Here is a 15,152-nt window from a genome sequence, read left to right as displayed (position 1 = left end):
GCTGCGAGGGAAGGAGCACAACGGTGAACTTCTTCGAGTTCCTCGCCAACCGCAGCGGCGACTTCATCGAACTGGGGCTCGAGCACGCCGCCGTCGTCGGCGCGTCCGTCGTGATGGCGACCATCATCGGCGTCGGCGTCGGCATCCTGACCTACAAGAGCGAACGCTCCCGTGAACTGGTGCTGGCCACCGCCGGGGTCATCCTGACCATTCCCTCCTTCGCCCTGTTCGTGCTGTTGCTCGGCCCGCTCGGGCTGGGTTGGCAGCCGGTGCTGGTGGCGCTCACGGGATACGGCCTGCTGCCGATCCTGAGGAACACGATCACCGGGTTGCGCGGCGTCGACCCCGCCGTCATCGAGTCGGCCAAGGGCATGGGCATGAACCGGCGCCAGCAGTTGCTCAAGATCGAGTTGCCGCTCGCCTGGCCGGTCATCATCACCGGCATCCGGGTCACCACCCTGGTGCTGCTCGGGATCGCCGCCATCGGCGCCATCGTCAACGGCCCCGGCTATGGCGATTTCATCTTCGAGGGTCTGCGCAGGGTCGGGACCCCGGTGGCGGTGAACCTGGTACTGGCCGGCATCGTTGGCGTGATGGTCCTTGCCGTGTTGTTCGACCTGGTGTTCTACTCCGCTCGCCGCCTGACCACCTCCAAGGGGATCCGATGACGACTTCCGAACCGACCGCCAGTGCCGACCGCGAGGTGATGATCCGCCTGGAGGGGCTGACCAAGCGCTACCCGGGCCAGTCCCAGAACGCCGTGGATGCGCTGGACCTGGAGATCTACCGGGGTGAGATCGTCGTGCTGGTCGGACCGTCCGGGTGCGGCAAGACCACCACGATGAAGATGATCAACCGCATCATCGAGCCCACCGACGGGCGCATCATCATGGCCGGGGAGGACGTCACCAAGGGCAACCCGGATGAGTTGCGGCGCAAGATCGGCTACGTGATCCAGCAGGTCGGGTTGTTCCCGCACATGACCATCGGGGAGAACATCGCCACCGTCCCGCACCTGTTGGGCTGGGACAACGCCCGCACGGCCGAGCGGGTGGACGAGTTGCTGAACCTGGTCAACATGCCGGCCGAGACCTACCGCGACCGGTTCCCCAAGGAACTCTCCGGCGGGCAGCAGCAGCGGGTGGGGGTGGCCCGCGCACTCGGCGGTGACCCGGCGGTGCTGCTCATGGATGAACCGTTCGGCGCGATCGACCCGATCACCCGGGACCGGCTGCAGAACGAGTTCCTGCGCCTGCAGGCCGAGGTGCGCAAGACCATCGTCTTCGTCACCCACGACATCGACGAGGCGATCAAGATGGGCGACCGGATCGCGATCCTGCGGGAGGGGTCGCACGTGGCCCAGTACGACACCCCCGAGCAGATCCTCACCGCCCCGGCCGACGACTTCGTCTCGGAGTTCATCGGCCGCGGCGCCTCGCTGAAGCGGCTGAATCTGTCCAGGGTCGCCGACATCGAGTTGCGGCCATGGCCCACGGTGAGCATCGACACCCCGCCGGCCGAGGCGTTGCAGACCCTGCGGGGCGTAGCGGAAGCCTCGCTGCTCGTGCTGGACGGGGCCGGCCGGCCCCGGCGCTGGGTCAATGCCGAGGACCTCAGTCGCGCCGACGGGCGCCGGCTGGACCAGGTCGGACTGGCTCCGCGGGCCGTCGTGGAGCCCCGCGCCACCCTCAGCGATGCCCTCAACGAACTCATCACCGCTCGCTACGCCATCACGCTGGTCGTCGACGACACCGGCGCCTACCAGGGCGTGGTGGACATCGATCAGATCAACGAGGCGATCCGCACGATGCGTGCCTCGGCGGTCGACCAATCACGGGCCGGGCTGCAGGAGCAGCCATGAGCGTTGCACCTGCGGCACAGGCCAGATCCAGCATCGGGTCGGCGGCGGGGGGGCGCAGCCTCGGCAGTTACCTGCTCATGCCGCTGCTGCTGGCGGGGGTGCTCCTGGCGCTGTACCTGTACGTGTCCAACCAGGAACTGGACTCGATCGAGGCCCGCACCCTGACCTTCCCGAGAATCCTCAATGCCGCCCGCGACCACGTCCTGCTTGCCGCGGCCTCCACCGTCATCACGTTGCTGATCGCCATCCCGCTGGGGATCATGCTCACCCGCCCCTTCGCCCGCCGGATCAGGGCGTACGTGATCGGCGTACTCACTGTGCTGCAGGCGGTTCCCACGATCGCGGTCCTGGTGCTGCTGGCCGTGGTGTTCCTGATCCTGGGGTTCTGGATAGCGATCATCGGGCTGGTGCTGTACGCCATCGTCCCGGTACTGCTGAACACCATGGTCGGGATCGAACAGGTCGACGACAACGTCCTGGAAGCCGGCCGTGGCATGGGGATGTCCAAAGCCACCGTGCTACGCAGGATCGAACTCCCACTGTCCATCCCGGTGATGCTGGCCGGGATCCGCACCGCACTGGTGATCAACGTCGGCACCGCCACGCTGGCCACCTACATCAATGCCGGCGGTCTCGGCGACATCATCTCCGCGGGCCTGGCCACGAACCGGTTCACCATCCAACTGGTCGGTGCGGTCCTGACCTCGGTGCTGGCCCTGTTGATCGACTACCTGGCCGGGGTCGTGGAGGAGGTGCTCCGGCCACGAGGGCTGTAAGCCCGCCCCGGGCCGCGGCGGTGACGCCCGGCAGAACCACCTACACAAGGAGACGGAACCATGATTCGCAAGCGAACCACCGCAACGATCGCGGGCGGGGCCACCGCGCTGTTCATGCTCGCCGCATGCAACGGTGACGGCAACGGCGGCGCCGGTGACGGCGAGTTGGAGGGGGCCACCATCATCGTCGGCTCCAAGGAGTTCACCGAGCAGCGCCTGCTCGGGCAGATGACCGCCGCGCTGCTGGAGGACGCCGGTGCCTCGGTCACCGACCAGACCGGCCTGGAGGGCACCGCCACCGTCCGCTCGGCCCTGGAGAACGGTGAGATCGACATCTACTGGGAATACACCGGAACCGGCTGGGTGAACATCCTCGGCAACAGTCCCGACGACGTGCCCGAGGACCTGTGGACCGCTGTGTCCGAGGCCGACGCGGAGAACGGGATCGCGTGGCTGGAGGCGGCGCCGTTCGAGAACACCTATCGGATCGCCGCCACGGAGGAGTTCGCCGCGGAGAACGGGCTGGCCACCAGCACCGACATGGCCGAGTTCGTCCAGGCCAACCCCGACCAGGGCCGGATCTGCGCGGCCGCGGAGTTCATCGCCCGTGACGACGGGCTCCCCGGTCTGCAGGAGACCTACGGGTTCGAGTACTCCGAGGTGGTCGAGATGGCCCTGGACCTCATCTACACCCAGGTGGGCGAGGGTTGTGAGTTCGGTGAGGTCTTCTCCACCGACGGACGCATCGTCGCCAACGATCTGATGGTGCTGGAGGATGACGAGAGCTTCTTCGTCGAGTACGCCGGGGCGGTGACCCTACGCCAGGAGACCCTGGATGAGTACCCTCACATCGGCGAGGTGATGGAAGCGGTCAGCGCCGAACTGACCAATGAGACCATGCTCGAACTCAACGCACGCATCGACGTCGACGGAGAGGGCGAACGGAACGTCGCCGAGGACTGGTTGACAGAGAACGGCTTCCTCGACTGACACCGGCTATCTGAGGCCACCGCCCAAGCACGACGACGACGGGGCGCCCGGGCACCGGGCGCCCCGTTCTCGTGTGGCCGGCCGGGCGATGCTACGCCTCGACGAACCGTCCGATCGTGCGGCCCACGTTGAGTCCGGGCAGCGCCTCGGTGAACATCCGGTAGTAGGCCAGTTCCTCCCGGGTGCGCAACGGCGGGTCGAGCACATCGGCGTTCGCGTGCAGATCCTCTTCGGTGACGGTGGCCTCATAGTGCTCGCGCAGCACGTCGTTCATCCCGGTGCCCTCACCGAACTGCTCCTTGCGGCGCCACAACACCTCATCGGGCAGCCACCCGTCGAACGCCCGCCGCAGCATCCACTTGGCCGGCCGGTCCGGCCCGATGAGCTTCCACTCCGGGGGCAGTGCGAGAGCCAACTCGACCACATCCAGGTCCAGGAAGGGCAGCCTCGGCTCGATCCCGTGGGCGCCGGCCATCCGGTCCACGCGCTGCAACCCGCCGATGTGCATCCCCTCGAGGGTCTCGATCAACTCTTCGTGCAACTCCGGACCCGAGGTGTGCCGCCCGTAGTGGGCATACCCGGCGAACAACTCATCGGCGCCCTCGCCGGCCAGCACCACCTTCACATGCCGTGCGGACAGACCGCTGACCAGGAAGTGGGGCACCGCGGAGTGCACCAGGGTGGGGTCGAAGGACTCCAGTTCAGCGATGATCCGCGGCACCAGTTCGATGGCGTCCGCCGCGGTGTAGGTGAGTTCGTGGTGCTCGGTCCCGCAGTGTTGTGCCACCAGTTGCGCGGCGAGCAGGTCGGGACTGCCCTCGAGCCCGACGGCGAACGTCGGCAGGGTCCGTCCCTGCCGGCCGGCGAGGTGGGCGGCCACCGCCACCACGATGGAGGAGTCCACGCCGCCGGACAGCAGCACCCCCACCGGTACTTGCGCGTCCAGGCCCTGCTGCACCGAGCGGATGATGGTGTCCCGTAGCGCGGCGAACACCCAGGGCGGTGGCTCCTCGTGCGGGGCACGGCTGTTCAGCAGCACCGGGGAGGCACCGGGGAACGTCGGCCCGGCGATCAGCCCCTCCTCCGGGGTCCAGACATGCCCGGGCGGGAAGGGCTCGACGTCGGCTCGCCAGTCGGGATCGAACGCGGTCAGTTCGGAGGCGAACAGCACCGTGTCCCTGCGACGTGCCCAGTACAACGGAGCAATACCGAGCACGTCCCGAGCCACCGTGAAGCGGCCGTCCGCTGCGGTGATGACCAAAGCGAACGTGCCCCACAACTGCTCGAAGGCGCGCCAGCCCCGGTCCTCGTACAGGTGCAGTGCCACCTCCAGATCGGACTGGGTGCGGAACCGGTCGCTGCCCAACTGGTCACGGAGGCGCCGGTCGTTGTAGATCTTCCCGTCCCCCACCAGCCAGATCGCCTGCCGGGTTCCGGCCAGCGGCTGCGCACCGGTCTCGGGATCGGTGATCGACAAGTAGCGCGAGCCGACCCAGCCCTCGCCCGCCCGACGGAAGCCCACGCCGTCGGGCCCGCGGTGTGCCATTCGTTCCAGCATGCGCCTGCCCAGGTCGTCCTCGAAGGGCCCGTGGGCGGCAACGATCGCTGACATCTGCTCCTCGTTCCTCTCGGCGGTGCCGATGGTCTGTCCCGGCAGCACTTCCATCATCGGACGCTGCCGGCGATGGGCAACTCGGCGCACGGCAGTCCGCCCCAGGGCCTCGTGGACCACGTCCATGCTGCACGACGGCGAGAATGGCACACAATGGTGCGATGCCCCTGCTCACCGTTGGTCACGGCGCGCTGTCCCGCGCGGAACTTCTGGCCCTGCTGATCGGCGCGGACGTGGAATCGGTGGTGGACGTGCGGCGCTTCCCCGGCAGTCGGCGAAATCCCGATGTGGGCCGGGACGCGCTGGCGTCCTGGTTGCCCGCGGCCGGCATCGGCTACCGGTGGGAGGAGAACCTCGGTGGGCGCCGGCACCTGACCAAGGCGGCGCAAGCACGCTCACCCGACACGTGGTGGCAGGTCGCGGCCTTCCGCGCCTATGCCGGTTACACCCGCAGCGAGGAATTCGGTGCCGCACTGACGCGGGTCGTTCAGGAGGCACGCACCGCGCGGGTGGCGGTGATGTGCTCGGAGTCGGTGTGGTGGCGCTGCCACCGCCGGATCATCGCTGACTTGACGGCGTTGACGACGGACGTCCCGGTCGCCCACCTGATGCACGACGGCGCCGTGCGTGCCCACACGCCCTCCGAGGGTGCGCGCACGCGGGAGGATGGCCTCGTGTGGGACGTGGCCGGTAGCGTGGACGCACCCAGCCGCACCGACGAGGATGGAGCACACCGATGAGCGCCACGATTCAGGTCACCTTCGACGCACGCGATCCACGCGCCCTCTCGATCTTCTGGCGCGACGTCCTCGGGTACACCCATCCCGCGCCACCGGGGGTGGACCTGCCGCCGGGAGGCGATCCACTGGCGGCCTGGGATCAGTTCCTGCAGGATTCCGGATTGCCGGAAGAACTGCACAACAGTGCCTCGGCCCTGGAGGACCCCGATGGCTCGGGTCCGCGGATCTTCTTCCAGCGGGTACCCGAGGACAAGGTCGCCAAGAACCGGGTGCACCTCGATGTGCGGACTGCCTCGGAACTTCGGGGTGAGGAGCGCATGGAGGCCCTGGAGTCGGAGTGCCGACGGCTGGTGGCCCTCGGCGGCACTCGATTGGAGCGGCACGAGCCGGAGGAACCTACCAGTATCGGCTTCATCGTGATGGCCGACCCGGAGGGCAACGAGTTCTGCCTCGACTGAGGGGCCCGGCCCAGCGCGACGAGGCCGTCCCGCTGGGCCGGGATGGACGCTCACGCCAACGGTGTGAAGTCCCGGCTGGCGATGTGCTCGGGCCTTGGCCGGCTCGCGCCGAATGGCTCGACCAGCGCGTTCTCCACGCTGTTGAACACCAGGAAGATGTTCGAGCGCGGGAAGGGCGTGATGTTGTTGCCCGATCCGTGCATGATGTTCGAGTCGAACCACAGGGCCGATCCGGCCGGTCCGGTGAACTGCTCGATGCCGTACCGGTGGGCCATATCGGTGATGGCCTCGGTGCTGGGCACGCCGATCTTCTGCTCCTTCAGGGAGGACGCGTGGTTGTTGTCCGGCGTGGCCCCCACGCTGGGGATGAACTCCTTGTGGGAGCCGGGCATGACCATCAGCCCGCCGTTGTAGGGGAAGTTGGGGGTGAGGGCGATCGAGCAACTCACCGCCCGCGGAGCCGGCATCCCGTCCTCGGCGTGCCACGTCTCGAAGTCGGAGTGCCAGTAGAAGCCGGCGCCCTTGAATCCGGGCATGTAGTTGACCCGGGTCTGGTGCAGGTACACCTCCGATCCCAGGAGTTGCCGGGCGCGGTCAAGTAGCCGCGGGTCGCGGGACAATGCGTCGATCATCGGGCTGAGGCTGGTCACCTCGAAGATCGAACGCACCTCACCGGAGGCCTTCTCGGTCACCACGCGCTCATCGCCGGTGATCGACTGATCGTTCACCAGGCGGTCCAGCTCGGCGCGGTAGCCCTTGACCTCCTCGGCAGTGATGAAGTCCTGCAGAATCGAGAAGCCACGCTCTTCGTGGGCTTGCAGGGCAGTGTCATCGAACGGGCCGCCCTCGGCCGTCCCCCAGACTGTGGGGTGATTCCGCTGGACCGGCGCTCCGGCCTCGGTCAAGCGGGTCGGGTACAGGTCGTGGGCGCGTTGGGCCACGGCTGTCACGGAACTCTCCTCTCGTCGGTTCAGGAATCGAGCCCTGCCCCTGCAAGAAGCGTCCGGTCCGGTGGCACCGAACCGGTCGATACCTGAGGGAACTAGGACCCGCATTCGACCGTACGCCACATCGGCGGGTGGTGCGCGCAGACAGTCGTGACCGCCCGGGTAGTGGCGGTGCCACAACCCGGGCGCAGGAAAGAGCTTCCGCGCGGCACAGCAAGCGAAGCCGGGCCATGGAAGAACGAGAAGAACTACTTCGAAAAAGACTTGGCTCGCTTCGGGCCGGCGCCCTAGTCTCGATCTGTTCCTGATCCCCTGGACCGTTGCCTAGCCAGCAAGATGCGGTTCCACGACGCCGAAGGAGGTGAGCACCCTGATGAACACCATGAAGATCATGACCGGTCTCGACACCGGCGCATGCATTGCCCGTAAGGGCGCAGATCTGCGTCCTCGTGCCGACCGCGCCCCGGGTGCCGCCTATGGCGCATTCGGCACCGGCGTCACCACCATCGGCTTCGCGGCCAGCAGCTAGCCACCAGCACTGCACTCCACCGCCGCGGAGCCACCCTTCAGGGTCCGCGGCCTTCCTGCTTCATGGCAGAAGGAACTCCGGGCTCGGTAGACCATCACCACCGCTCAGGAGCATCTCGTGCAGTACACATCGATTCTCGATCAACCGTCGGGGTCCTCGACCACGTGGCCGCTGGATGCGGGCACGCTGGTTGCTGGGGTCCAGGTAGACCTGCCCTGTCAGGACGGGGCCACCAGCGATCTGTGGTTCGCCGAACACACCCAGCAGATCGAGCGAGCCAAGGCTATGTGCCACTCGTGCCCCCTTAAGGCCGAGTGCCTCGAAGGCGCGCTGGCACGGCAGGAACCCTGGGGCGTCTGGGGCGGAGAGGTCCTCGTGGACGGGGCCATCGTGGCTCGCAAGCGTGGCCGCGGCCGACCCCGCAAGGACGATCCGAGCGCCCCTTCCAACCACCGCTCTCACTCCGCCGCGTGAGGTGAGGAGCGACCCAAGAACTAGCAATGAGGAGTACCCATGGCTATCAGCCAGTTGCACCTGATCCCCCGTCGGGTCGCGTACTCGGCAGGGCATTCGCTCATTCACTGGGCGAGCGGGCCAGCCGCTGAAACCGACCGCGCCAGGACCATCGCGCGGGAGACCGCGCTCCGGCGGCACCGCGCCCGGCGCGACGTCGAACTGGAGCAGCAGCGGGCCCTGAACGTGAATGCCTTCGCGTGGCTGCGGCTCTGAGGAACGACCCCGGGCGGGACAGCCCCCGCGCAACGCCTCGGGCCCCTGGTCAAGCAATCATGCTGATCGGGGGCCCGAAGTCGTTTCCAGGGGCGGCGACGACGAATCCAGGACCCCGTCGCGACCTACGGCGCGCAGTTTGACCCGATCGGTATAGGTTTCGTGTGGAGCGGTGGCACGTTGGTCGAATGACGGCCACCCTGCGTGAAGGTGGTGGAGGTCTGGGATCATGCCCAACGATTCGGCGATAACTCCCGGGCCACGCAATGGCGTGGGCCGGATCGCCCTGCAATTGGGGGTGGTTGCCGTCGTCACTGCCCTGATCCCCGTGGTGGGGGACTTCATCGCCCCGCCGGCCGCCCTCACGTCCCTGGTGTTGGGGATCGTGGGATACCTGCGTGTGGAGAAGAAGGCGGCGACCAATCCCATCCAAGCAATCGCCGGAGCGATCCTCGGATTGTCGGCCGGGCTCCTCATCTTCATCACATACGTCATCACCGCGGCCGCACCTTGATCGGTCGCACCAGGAAGAACTCGCACCCCAGTCGCAGTTCGGTCGGCCGTCTCAACCGGCCAGGAGCACCGCGGCGACCGCCCCGGCCATCATGGCGGGCCCGAACGGGATCTGCGAACGTCGCGACCCCCGCCGGCTGACCAGCACCACGACCGCCACGAGAGCGTTGATGAGGAACGCCAGCAGCGTGCCCGCGCCGACCTGCCACCACCCGAACCAGCCCAGGAAGGCACCGATCACCGCAGCGAACTTCACATCCCCCAACCCCAGCCCCGAGGGCGCGATGAAGGCCAGCACGAAGTACCCGGCCACCAGGGCGAGGGCACCCAGGCCGGCTCGCCCCAGATCCGGCCAGGCACCGCTGATCCCCGCTTCCAGGACCAGGGGCAGGACCAGGCCGAGCAGGGTCGCCCCGACAACCCGGTCCGGCAGCCGGTGTACCGCCAGGTCGATCACGGTCAGCAGTGCACAGCCCACCGCCGCCGCTGCGAACCCCGCCAGCTCGGCCCACCCATCGGCGAGCGCTGCGGCGCCGGCTCCGCCGGCGGCGGCCAACGGGACGTGCGCCCGGGAGCGCAACCACCCGGACTCCCTGGGCGTCACCGCCGCGACCTGGCTGGTGAGCAGCCATGCCACCGCTGCAGCCACTATGGCGGTCAGGCCCGCCAGCATCGGTACCGTCATGCCTCAGATACCGCTGAAGGCAGCGATCATACTCATCGCGGCCGGGCCCATCACCACGATGAACAGCACCGGCAGGATGCACAGCATCAGCGGCGCGAGCACCTTCACCGGCAGTTTCTGGGCCTTCTCCTCGGCCCGCTGGCGGCGCTTGAGCCGCATCTCGTCGGCTTGGGTGCGCAGCACGTCGGCGATCGAGATTCCATAGGCATCGGCCTGGATCACGGCCCGGACGAACCGGCGCAGGTCCACCACGGTGGTGCGGGTGGTCAGTGCCTCGAAGGCCTGCCGCCGGGAGCGGCCCACCTGGATGTCCTGCAGGGTCCGGGCCAGTTCGGCGGCAAGTGGTCCGTTGCCGTTCTGGGCGGCACGGGCCATCGCCGAGTCGAACCCGAGACCCGCCTCCACCGCGATCGTCATCTGGTCGAGGGTATCGGCCAGTTCCAGCTGGATCTTCTCGTTACGTTTCTGGCCCTGGCTGTTCAGCAGCAGCTCGGGCAGGAAGTAGACCACCACGGTGGCCAGCACCCACATCAGCGCGAAGAACGGGGGGGTATCAGCCAGCAGGATCAGGACACTGAGGACCGTGCCCAGGGGCACCCAGAGCATCTTCATCGTGAGCAGTTTGTCCATCGGCCAGGCCGCGGGCCGTCCGCCCAGGGCGTGCTGACGCTCCAGGACATCGGCGATCAGACCCGGGGTGAACCGGCGCGCCAGTCTCGACAGCCCGCTGCCGCTGCGCTCGTCTGCTTCGGGGTCCGTCTCGGTCCGACTCAGCGAGGCACCGGGCCGGTGCAGGTTGGCCTGCACCCGGCGGCGGCCGGGGTCCAGCGCACTCCAGGCGGTCCAGGCTCCGATACCCACGGCGAGGCCGGTGAGGATGGCGGCGATGAGGATCGGGGACATATCAGAACTCGATCTCCACGACCTTCTTCAGCCACAAGCCGCCGACGGCCAGCATGATCGCCCCGAGCACCAGCAGCCCGTAGCCGAGCAGGCTCTCGGTGAACGGTGCCAGATAGGAAGGATTGGTCATGAGCAGGAAACCCCCCACCCCGAACGGCAGCGCCATCAGCACCATCGCGGACAGCCGGCCCTCGGCACTCAGGGTGGCCACCTGACGACGGATCTCGTTGCGCTGGCGGATGGTGTCGGCCACACCGTCGAGCACCTCGGCCAGGTTCCCTCCCACCTCCCGGTTGATGGCGATGGCCTGGGTGACCCAGGTGAAGTCATCGCTGGCCATCCGGGCCGCGGTCAGTTCCAGCGCGTCTCCCATGTCCCGGCCCACCCGGGTCTCGTTGACCACGCGGGCGAACTCCTCGGAGGTGGGGCTGTCCGCCTCACCCGCCACCGAGGCCAGCGCCTGCGGCAGGCTGTGCCCGGCCCGAAGGTTGGAGGCCATGAGTTGGAGTGAGTCATCGAGCTGGGCGGCGAACATCTTCTGCCGCTTGGCGATGCGCCTGCTCACGCCGAGTTTGGCGCCGATCGGGGCCACGCCGGCGAGGAGGACGACGACGAGGGGGTGTGCTCCCAGCACGAGCCCGGCCGCTGTGCCCACCAGGGATCCGACCAGGACGAGGAAGAAGAAGTCCTGAGGGCGCATCCTGATCGCCGCCAACTCGAGTGCGGAGGCTCCCGCTGGGGTGCCCCGGCGGTGCATCACCCGTTCCACCGCTGCGGTGGCCGCAGCGGCACCGCGCTGTAACGGGCTCGGTGCCGGGTCCCGGTCGGGTCGGCGCCGCTGCACCGGGAGGCGCACCGGCCGGGGTGCCAGCGCCAGGTAGCCGGCGATGCCGGCGGCGGCCACAGTGGCGACCACGGCGGCGCTCAGCGCCGGGTCGGCGGCCAGTGCCGCCATCATCGGGCGAACCCGCCCTCGGCCTTGGCGAACACTCGCGGGGACAGCGTGATGCCCTGTTCGGCGAACTTGTCGGTGAACCGGGGCCGGATCCCGGTCGGAACCGGCTTACCGAGGAAGCGGCCGTTGGCATCCACACCGGCGGAGTAGTCGAAGGTGAATACGTCCTGCAGCGTCACGGTCTGACCTTCCATCCCGTGCACCTCGGTGACGGCCGTGATCCGGCGGGTGCCATCGCGCAGCCGGGTCAACTGGACGAACAGGTCCACCGCGGAGGAGACCTGCTCGCGGATCGCCCGCAGCGGCAGGTCCATCCCGGCCATCAGCACCAGGGTCTCGAGCCGGGAGATCGCATCGCGGGGGGAGTTGGCGTGCACCGTGGACAAGGATCCATCGTGTCCGGTGTTCATCGCCTGGAGCATGTCGAGGCTCTCCCCGCCGCGGACCTCACCGACCACGATGCGGTCGGGTCGCATTCGCAGGGAGTTGCGGACCAGGTCCCGGATGGTGACCTCGCCCTTGCCCTCGATGTTGGGTGGGCGCGATTCCAGGCGGACCAGGTGCTCCTGTTGCAGTTGCAGTTCGACGGCGTCCTCGATGGTGACGATGCGTTCGCCGTCGGGGATGAAGGAGGACAGCACGTTCAGCAGGGTGGTCTTACCGGTGCCGGTACCGCCGGAGATGATCACGTTCAACCGGGCCTGCACACAGGCCTGCAGCAGTTCGGCCATCTCCGGGGTGAGGGTGCCGAACCGGATCAGGTCATGGACCTTGAACGGGTCCTTGCTGAACTTGCGGATCGTCAGCGACGAACCGTTGAAGGCCAGCGGTGGGATGACGGCGTTGACGCGGGACCCATCCGGAAGACGGGCGTCCACCATCGGGGCGGATTCGTCGATCCGGCGTCCCACCCTGGAGACGATCCGTTCGATCACACGCCGGAGGTGCTGCTCGGAGGCGAACCGGCCGTGCGCTCGCTGCAGGCGCCCCTTCTTCTCGGTGTAGATCATGTCCGGGCCGTTGACCATCACCTCGGTCACGTCCGGATCATCGAGGAGGCCCTGCAGCGGACCGTAACCCAGCACGTCGTCCTGGACCTCGGCGGTCAGGCGGGCGCGTTCGCTGCCGGACAGCGGGATGGCGGATTCCTCGATGACCTCGTGCAGCTCGGCGCGCACCAGGGCGTGCACCTGGGCCTCATCGAGGGAGGGATCGTTCAGCCGGGCCCCGATGCGCGTGAACAAGGTGTCCGCCGCCCGGTCCTTGAGCCGGCGCACCGCGTCGTCGGCGGGTACGGTGCTGGCCGGTGGGGTGGTCGCAGCCCGGCGCGAGGCGGGCCGGGGAACTGCGGCGCCTGTGGTCTCCGCGCGAGCCGGTAGCTCCGATGACGCGGTCCCGGCTGCCGGTGCAGCGATCTCCCCAGCCGGTGTTGTGGTGCCGTGGTCGGTCGTGGTCGGCTCCGAGACCGCGGAGTGCTCCTCGGCGGTGGGGTTGCCCTGCGCGGCGGGGTGGCCCTGGGCGGCGCGGAGGCGTTCGGACAGTCTCATCGGGCACCCCTGCGTGCCCCACGGTGCTTACCGCGCCCTTCCAGCGTGATGCCATCGGGCAGCAGGCTGTCCACCAACGGCGTCAGCGCCTTGACCAGGGGGTCACGGATGCGGGACTGCATCAGCGGGATACCGCGGTTGAGGGAGGCGGGGGCGGCCTTGGACGTCGGCAACGATGTCCCTACCGCCACCCCCAGGGTGGCCTCGACGTCATCGGCGGACATGCCGTGCCCGGCGTCGGCGAAGTTGACCACCACGCGATGGCCGCCGGAGAACATCTGCAACTGGGACAGGGTGTCGATGACTTTTCGCATCCCGCGGGCACCGGGCACACTCAGGGCCGTGAGCAGCAGCGGGTCGGTGGTCTGGTCCAGCGCTGCGAGGGTGTGATCGGACAGCCCCGGGGAGGTGTCCACCACCACGTAGGTGAACTCGGTGGCCAGCAGTTGCAGCAACTGGCTGATCTGGGCGCTGGAGATGGTGTCAGCGGCGGCCGGGTGCTCCGGTGCCGCCAGCACGTACAGGCCGGTCTCCAGGTGCAGGCTCAGGTAGGTCTTGAGGGCGATGGTGTCCGCGCTGGCAGCACTGGGGAGGGCATCGGGCAGCGTGTAGTCCGGGGTCAGGTTCAAGGCGGTGGCCACGTCCCCGAACTGCAGGTCCAGGTCCACCAGCACCGTGGAGTGCGGCATCGTGCGGGCCAGGGCGACCGCGAGGTTGGTCGCCACGGTGGTCTTACCCGCACCCCCCTTGGGTGAGATGACGGTGATGACGCGGCCTTTGGCTCCTCCCGGGCCCTCACCGGGCTGGGAGTTGGCCACGCTGGTCGAGAGCCGGTTCGCGGTGCTCACCGCGGCCTGCAGTGCCTGGCGGATCTCGGTGGCATCGGCGGTGGTGGGGATGATGTCGCGGACCCCGGCGCGCATGGCACGCAGCCCGACCTCATCTGACCGGTCACTGGCCAGCAGCACCACCGTGCCCGGACGCTCGGCGGTGAATCGGTCCGCGAGCGCCAGCGCGGAGTCCGCATCGGCCCGGGAGTCCAGCACGAGCACCTCCGGGTCCCCGGCGCCGTTGACGTGGGCCAGCAACACATCGGGGTCGGCGGCGACCGGTCCCGGCATGGACAGATACGCCCCGCCGGTGGCCTCGGCGAAGGTGCGCTCGAAGTCGGGGCCGGCACCTGCGAGTGCGACGTAGGTCATGGCAGCAGGTCCTCCCGGTCCACCACGCGGGTGTCGTTCTCGGGCGCATCGCCGGGCTCCAGGGAGAGCCAGAGGCCCCGGAACTCGGCGGCGTTGACCAGGATCTCGGCATCTGGCGCGGAGACCGCGAAGGTGACCATGAGGGAACCGGACGCTTCCTGGGTCTGCTCCTCGCCGTCGTCGTTCTCGGTACTGGTGGCACCGCCGTGCACGCGCGTGATGAGCACCTTGTGCAACCTGAGGTGGGTCTCGTCGTCGTCGCTGACGAAGACGCCCACGGTGTCCCCGGCGGCCAAATGGCCACCGATGACCCGGTTCGCGGGTAGTTGCACGCTGACCTGGTGGAAACCCTCGGGGATCTGGAAGGCCTCCGTCTCCTCCTCCGGCGGGGCGAACCGGGCGGCCAGGAGCTGTTCACCGGCCTGGAGCGCCGCGGTGGTGACCTGCCCGGCGATCTCCTCCAGGTCCTGCACCCCGCCGGGAACCACGGCGGTGGTGGGCAGTTCCGCCACGGTCAGGTACTCGGCCAGGTCCTCCGAGGGGGTGCCTTCCGGTACCGGCTCGCTCACCACGAACACCGACGTCGGAGACATACCGGCCATGGCCCGTTCATCTGCGCCGGAGACGTAGTTGATCACCACGGCGCCTGCGCCGGTGGCGAGCAGGAGGGCCACGACGGCGGCAATGAGTCGACGGGACATGATG

The 15,152-nt window shown here is 68.5% G+C and carries 18 protein-coding genes; 10 read left to right on the top strand and 8 right to left on the bottom strand.

Going from position 1 to position 15,152, the window contains the following annotated elements:
• The first annotated feature begins 23 nt into the window (after positions 1–23).
• From ACO0LU_RS00945 to ACO0LU_RS00930, 4 genes are read left to right on the top strand one after another with little or no spacing between them, the layout of a single operon-like run.
• Positions 24–668: an ABC transporter permease gene (locus ACO0LU_RS00945; RefSeq protein WP_424789560.1), complete on the top strand. Its 645-nt coding sequence runs from the start codon at positions 24–26 to the stop codon at positions 666–668.
• Positions 665–1,861 (top strand): ABC transporter ATP-binding protein, encoded by a 1,197-nt coding sequence (locus ACO0LU_RS00940; RefSeq protein WP_424789559.1) that lies wholly within the window; start codon positions 665–667, stop codon positions 1,859–1,861. Before ACO0LU_RS00945 ends, ACO0LU_RS00940 begins: the two co-directional genes overlap by 4 nt.
• The gene (locus ACO0LU_RS00935) at positions 1,858–2,637 is read left to right on the top strand and encodes an ABC transporter permease (RefSeq protein ID WP_424789558.1); all 780 of its coding nucleotides are present in this window, start codon (positions 1,858–1,860) and stop codon (positions 2,635–2,637) included. The genes ACO0LU_RS00940 and ACO0LU_RS00935 overlap by 4 nt, the downstream gene beginning before the upstream one ends.
• 60 nt (positions 2,638–2,697) lie before the next feature.
• Entirely contained in the window at positions 2,698–3,627 is a 930-nt protein-coding gene (locus ACO0LU_RS00930; RefSeq protein ID WP_424789557.1) for a glycine betaine ABC transporter substrate-binding protein, read from the top strand.
• 91 nt (positions 3,628–3,718) lie between these two features.
• On the opposite strand, the gene ACO0LU_RS00925 is transcribed toward ACO0LU_RS00930, so the two are convergent.
• Positions 3,719–5,293: an asparagine synthase-related protein gene (locus tag ACO0LU_RS00925; RefSeq protein ID WP_424789556.1), complete on the bottom strand. Its 1,575-nt coding sequence runs from the start codon at positions 5,291–5,293 to the stop codon at positions 3,719–3,721.
• Positions 5,294–5,400: 107 nt separating this feature from the next.
• Between ACO0LU_RS00925 and ACO0LU_RS00920 the strand changes: the two genes are divergently transcribed.
• Both ACO0LU_RS00920 and ACO0LU_RS00915 read left to right on the top strand, forming a co-directional pair.
• Positions 5,401–5,979: a DUF488 family protein gene (locus tag ACO0LU_RS00920; RefSeq protein ID WP_424789555.1), complete on the top strand. Its 579-nt coding sequence runs from the start codon at positions 5,401–5,403 to the stop codon at positions 5,977–5,979.
• Positions 5,976–6,437 (top strand): VOC family protein, encoded by a 462-nt coding sequence (locus ACO0LU_RS00915; protein ID WP_424789554.1) that lies wholly within the window; start codon positions 5,976–5,978, stop codon positions 6,435–6,437. The genes ACO0LU_RS00920 and ACO0LU_RS00915 overlap by 4 nt, the downstream gene beginning before the upstream one ends.
• A gap of 50 nt (positions 6,438–6,487) precedes the next feature.
• Here the strand turns inward: ACO0LU_RS00915 and thpD are convergent, their stop codons facing one another.
• Positions 6,488–7,387: an ectoine hydroxylase gene (gene thpD / locus ACO0LU_RS00910; RefSeq protein WP_424789553.1), complete on the bottom strand. Its 900-nt coding sequence runs from the start codon at positions 7,385–7,387 to the stop codon at positions 6,488–6,490.
• A gap of 358 nt (positions 7,388–7,745) precedes the next feature.
• On the opposite strand from thpD, the gene ACO0LU_RS00905 reads away from it, so the two are divergent.
• The 4 genes from ACO0LU_RS00905 (at position 7,746) to ACO0LU_RS00890 (ending at position 9,156) form a co-directional block, all read left to right on the top strand.
• Positions 7,746–7,913 (top strand): hypothetical protein, encoded by a 168-nt coding sequence (locus ACO0LU_RS00905; protein ID WP_424789552.1) that lies wholly within the window; start codon positions 7,746–7,748, stop codon positions 7,911–7,913.
• A gap of 117 nt (positions 7,914–8,030) precedes the next feature.
• The gene (locus ACO0LU_RS00900) at positions 8,031–8,387 is read left to right on the top strand and encodes a WhiB family transcriptional regulator (RefSeq protein ID WP_424789551.1); all 357 of its coding nucleotides are present in this window, start codon (positions 8,031–8,033) and stop codon (positions 8,385–8,387) included.
• A gap of 39 nt (positions 8,388–8,426) precedes the next feature.
• Positions 8,427–8,642: a hypothetical protein gene (locus ACO0LU_RS00895; RefSeq protein WP_424789550.1), complete on the top strand. Its 216-nt coding sequence runs from the start codon at positions 8,427–8,429 to the stop codon at positions 8,640–8,642.
• 229 nt (positions 8,643–8,871) lie between these two features.
• The gene (locus tag ACO0LU_RS00890; RefSeq protein WP_424789549.1) at positions 8,872–9,156 is read left to right on the top strand and encodes a hypothetical protein; all 285 of its coding nucleotides are present in this window, start codon (positions 8,872–8,874) and stop codon (positions 9,154–9,156) included.
• A gap of 51 nt (positions 9,157–9,207) precedes the next feature.
• Here the strand turns inward: ACO0LU_RS00890 and ACO0LU_RS00885 are convergent, their stop codons facing one another.
• From ACO0LU_RS00885 to cpaB, 6 genes are read right to left on the bottom strand one after another with little or no spacing between them, the layout of a single operon-like run.
• A complete protein-coding gene (locus tag ACO0LU_RS00885; RefSeq protein WP_424789548.1) occupies positions 9,208–9,840 on the bottom strand; it encodes a prepilin peptidase in 633 nt (210 codons plus the stop codon).
• A 3-nt stretch (positions 9,841–9,843) separates the two neighbouring features.
• Positions 9,844–10,743 (bottom strand): type II secretion system F family protein, encoded by a 900-nt coding sequence (locus ACO0LU_RS00880; RefSeq protein WP_424789547.1) that lies wholly within the window; start codon positions 10,741–10,743, stop codon positions 9,844–9,846.
• A 1-nt stretch (position 10,744) separates the two neighbouring features.
• Positions 10,745–11,701 (bottom strand): type II secretion system F family protein, encoded by a 957-nt coding sequence (locus ACO0LU_RS00875; protein WP_424789546.1) that lies wholly within the window; start codon positions 11,699–11,701, stop codon positions 10,745–10,747.
• A complete protein-coding gene (locus ACO0LU_RS00870) occupies positions 11,698–13,245 on the bottom strand; it encodes an ATPase, T2SS/T4P/T4SS family (protein WP_424789545.1) in 1,548 nt (515 codons plus the stop codon). The genes ACO0LU_RS00875 and ACO0LU_RS00870 overlap by 4 nt, the downstream gene beginning before the upstream one ends.
• A complete protein-coding gene (locus ACO0LU_RS00865; protein ID WP_424789544.1) occupies positions 13,242–14,447 on the bottom strand; it encodes an AAA family ATPase in 1,206 nt (401 codons plus the stop codon). The genes ACO0LU_RS00870 and ACO0LU_RS00865 overlap by 4 nt, the downstream gene beginning before the upstream one ends.
• Positions 14,444–15,148 carry a Flp pilus assembly protein CpaB gene (gene cpaB / locus ACO0LU_RS00860; RefSeq protein ID WP_424789543.1) on the bottom strand — a complete coding sequence of 235 codons (705 nt, stop codon included), beginning with the start codon at positions 15,146–15,148 and terminating at the stop codon, positions 14,444–14,446. The genes ACO0LU_RS00865 and cpaB overlap by 4 nt, the downstream gene beginning before the upstream one ends.
• Positions 15,149–15,152: the final 4 nt, after the last annotated feature.

This window comes from Pseudactinotalea sp. Z1748, from assembly GCF_049725185.1.
Lineage (GTDB): Bacteria > Actinomycetota > Actinomycetes > Actinomycetales > Beutenbergiaceae > CALKWS01.
The sequence above is the reverse complement of the archived record's forward strand: the minus strand, read 5'-3'. Positions and strand labels throughout refer to the sequence as shown.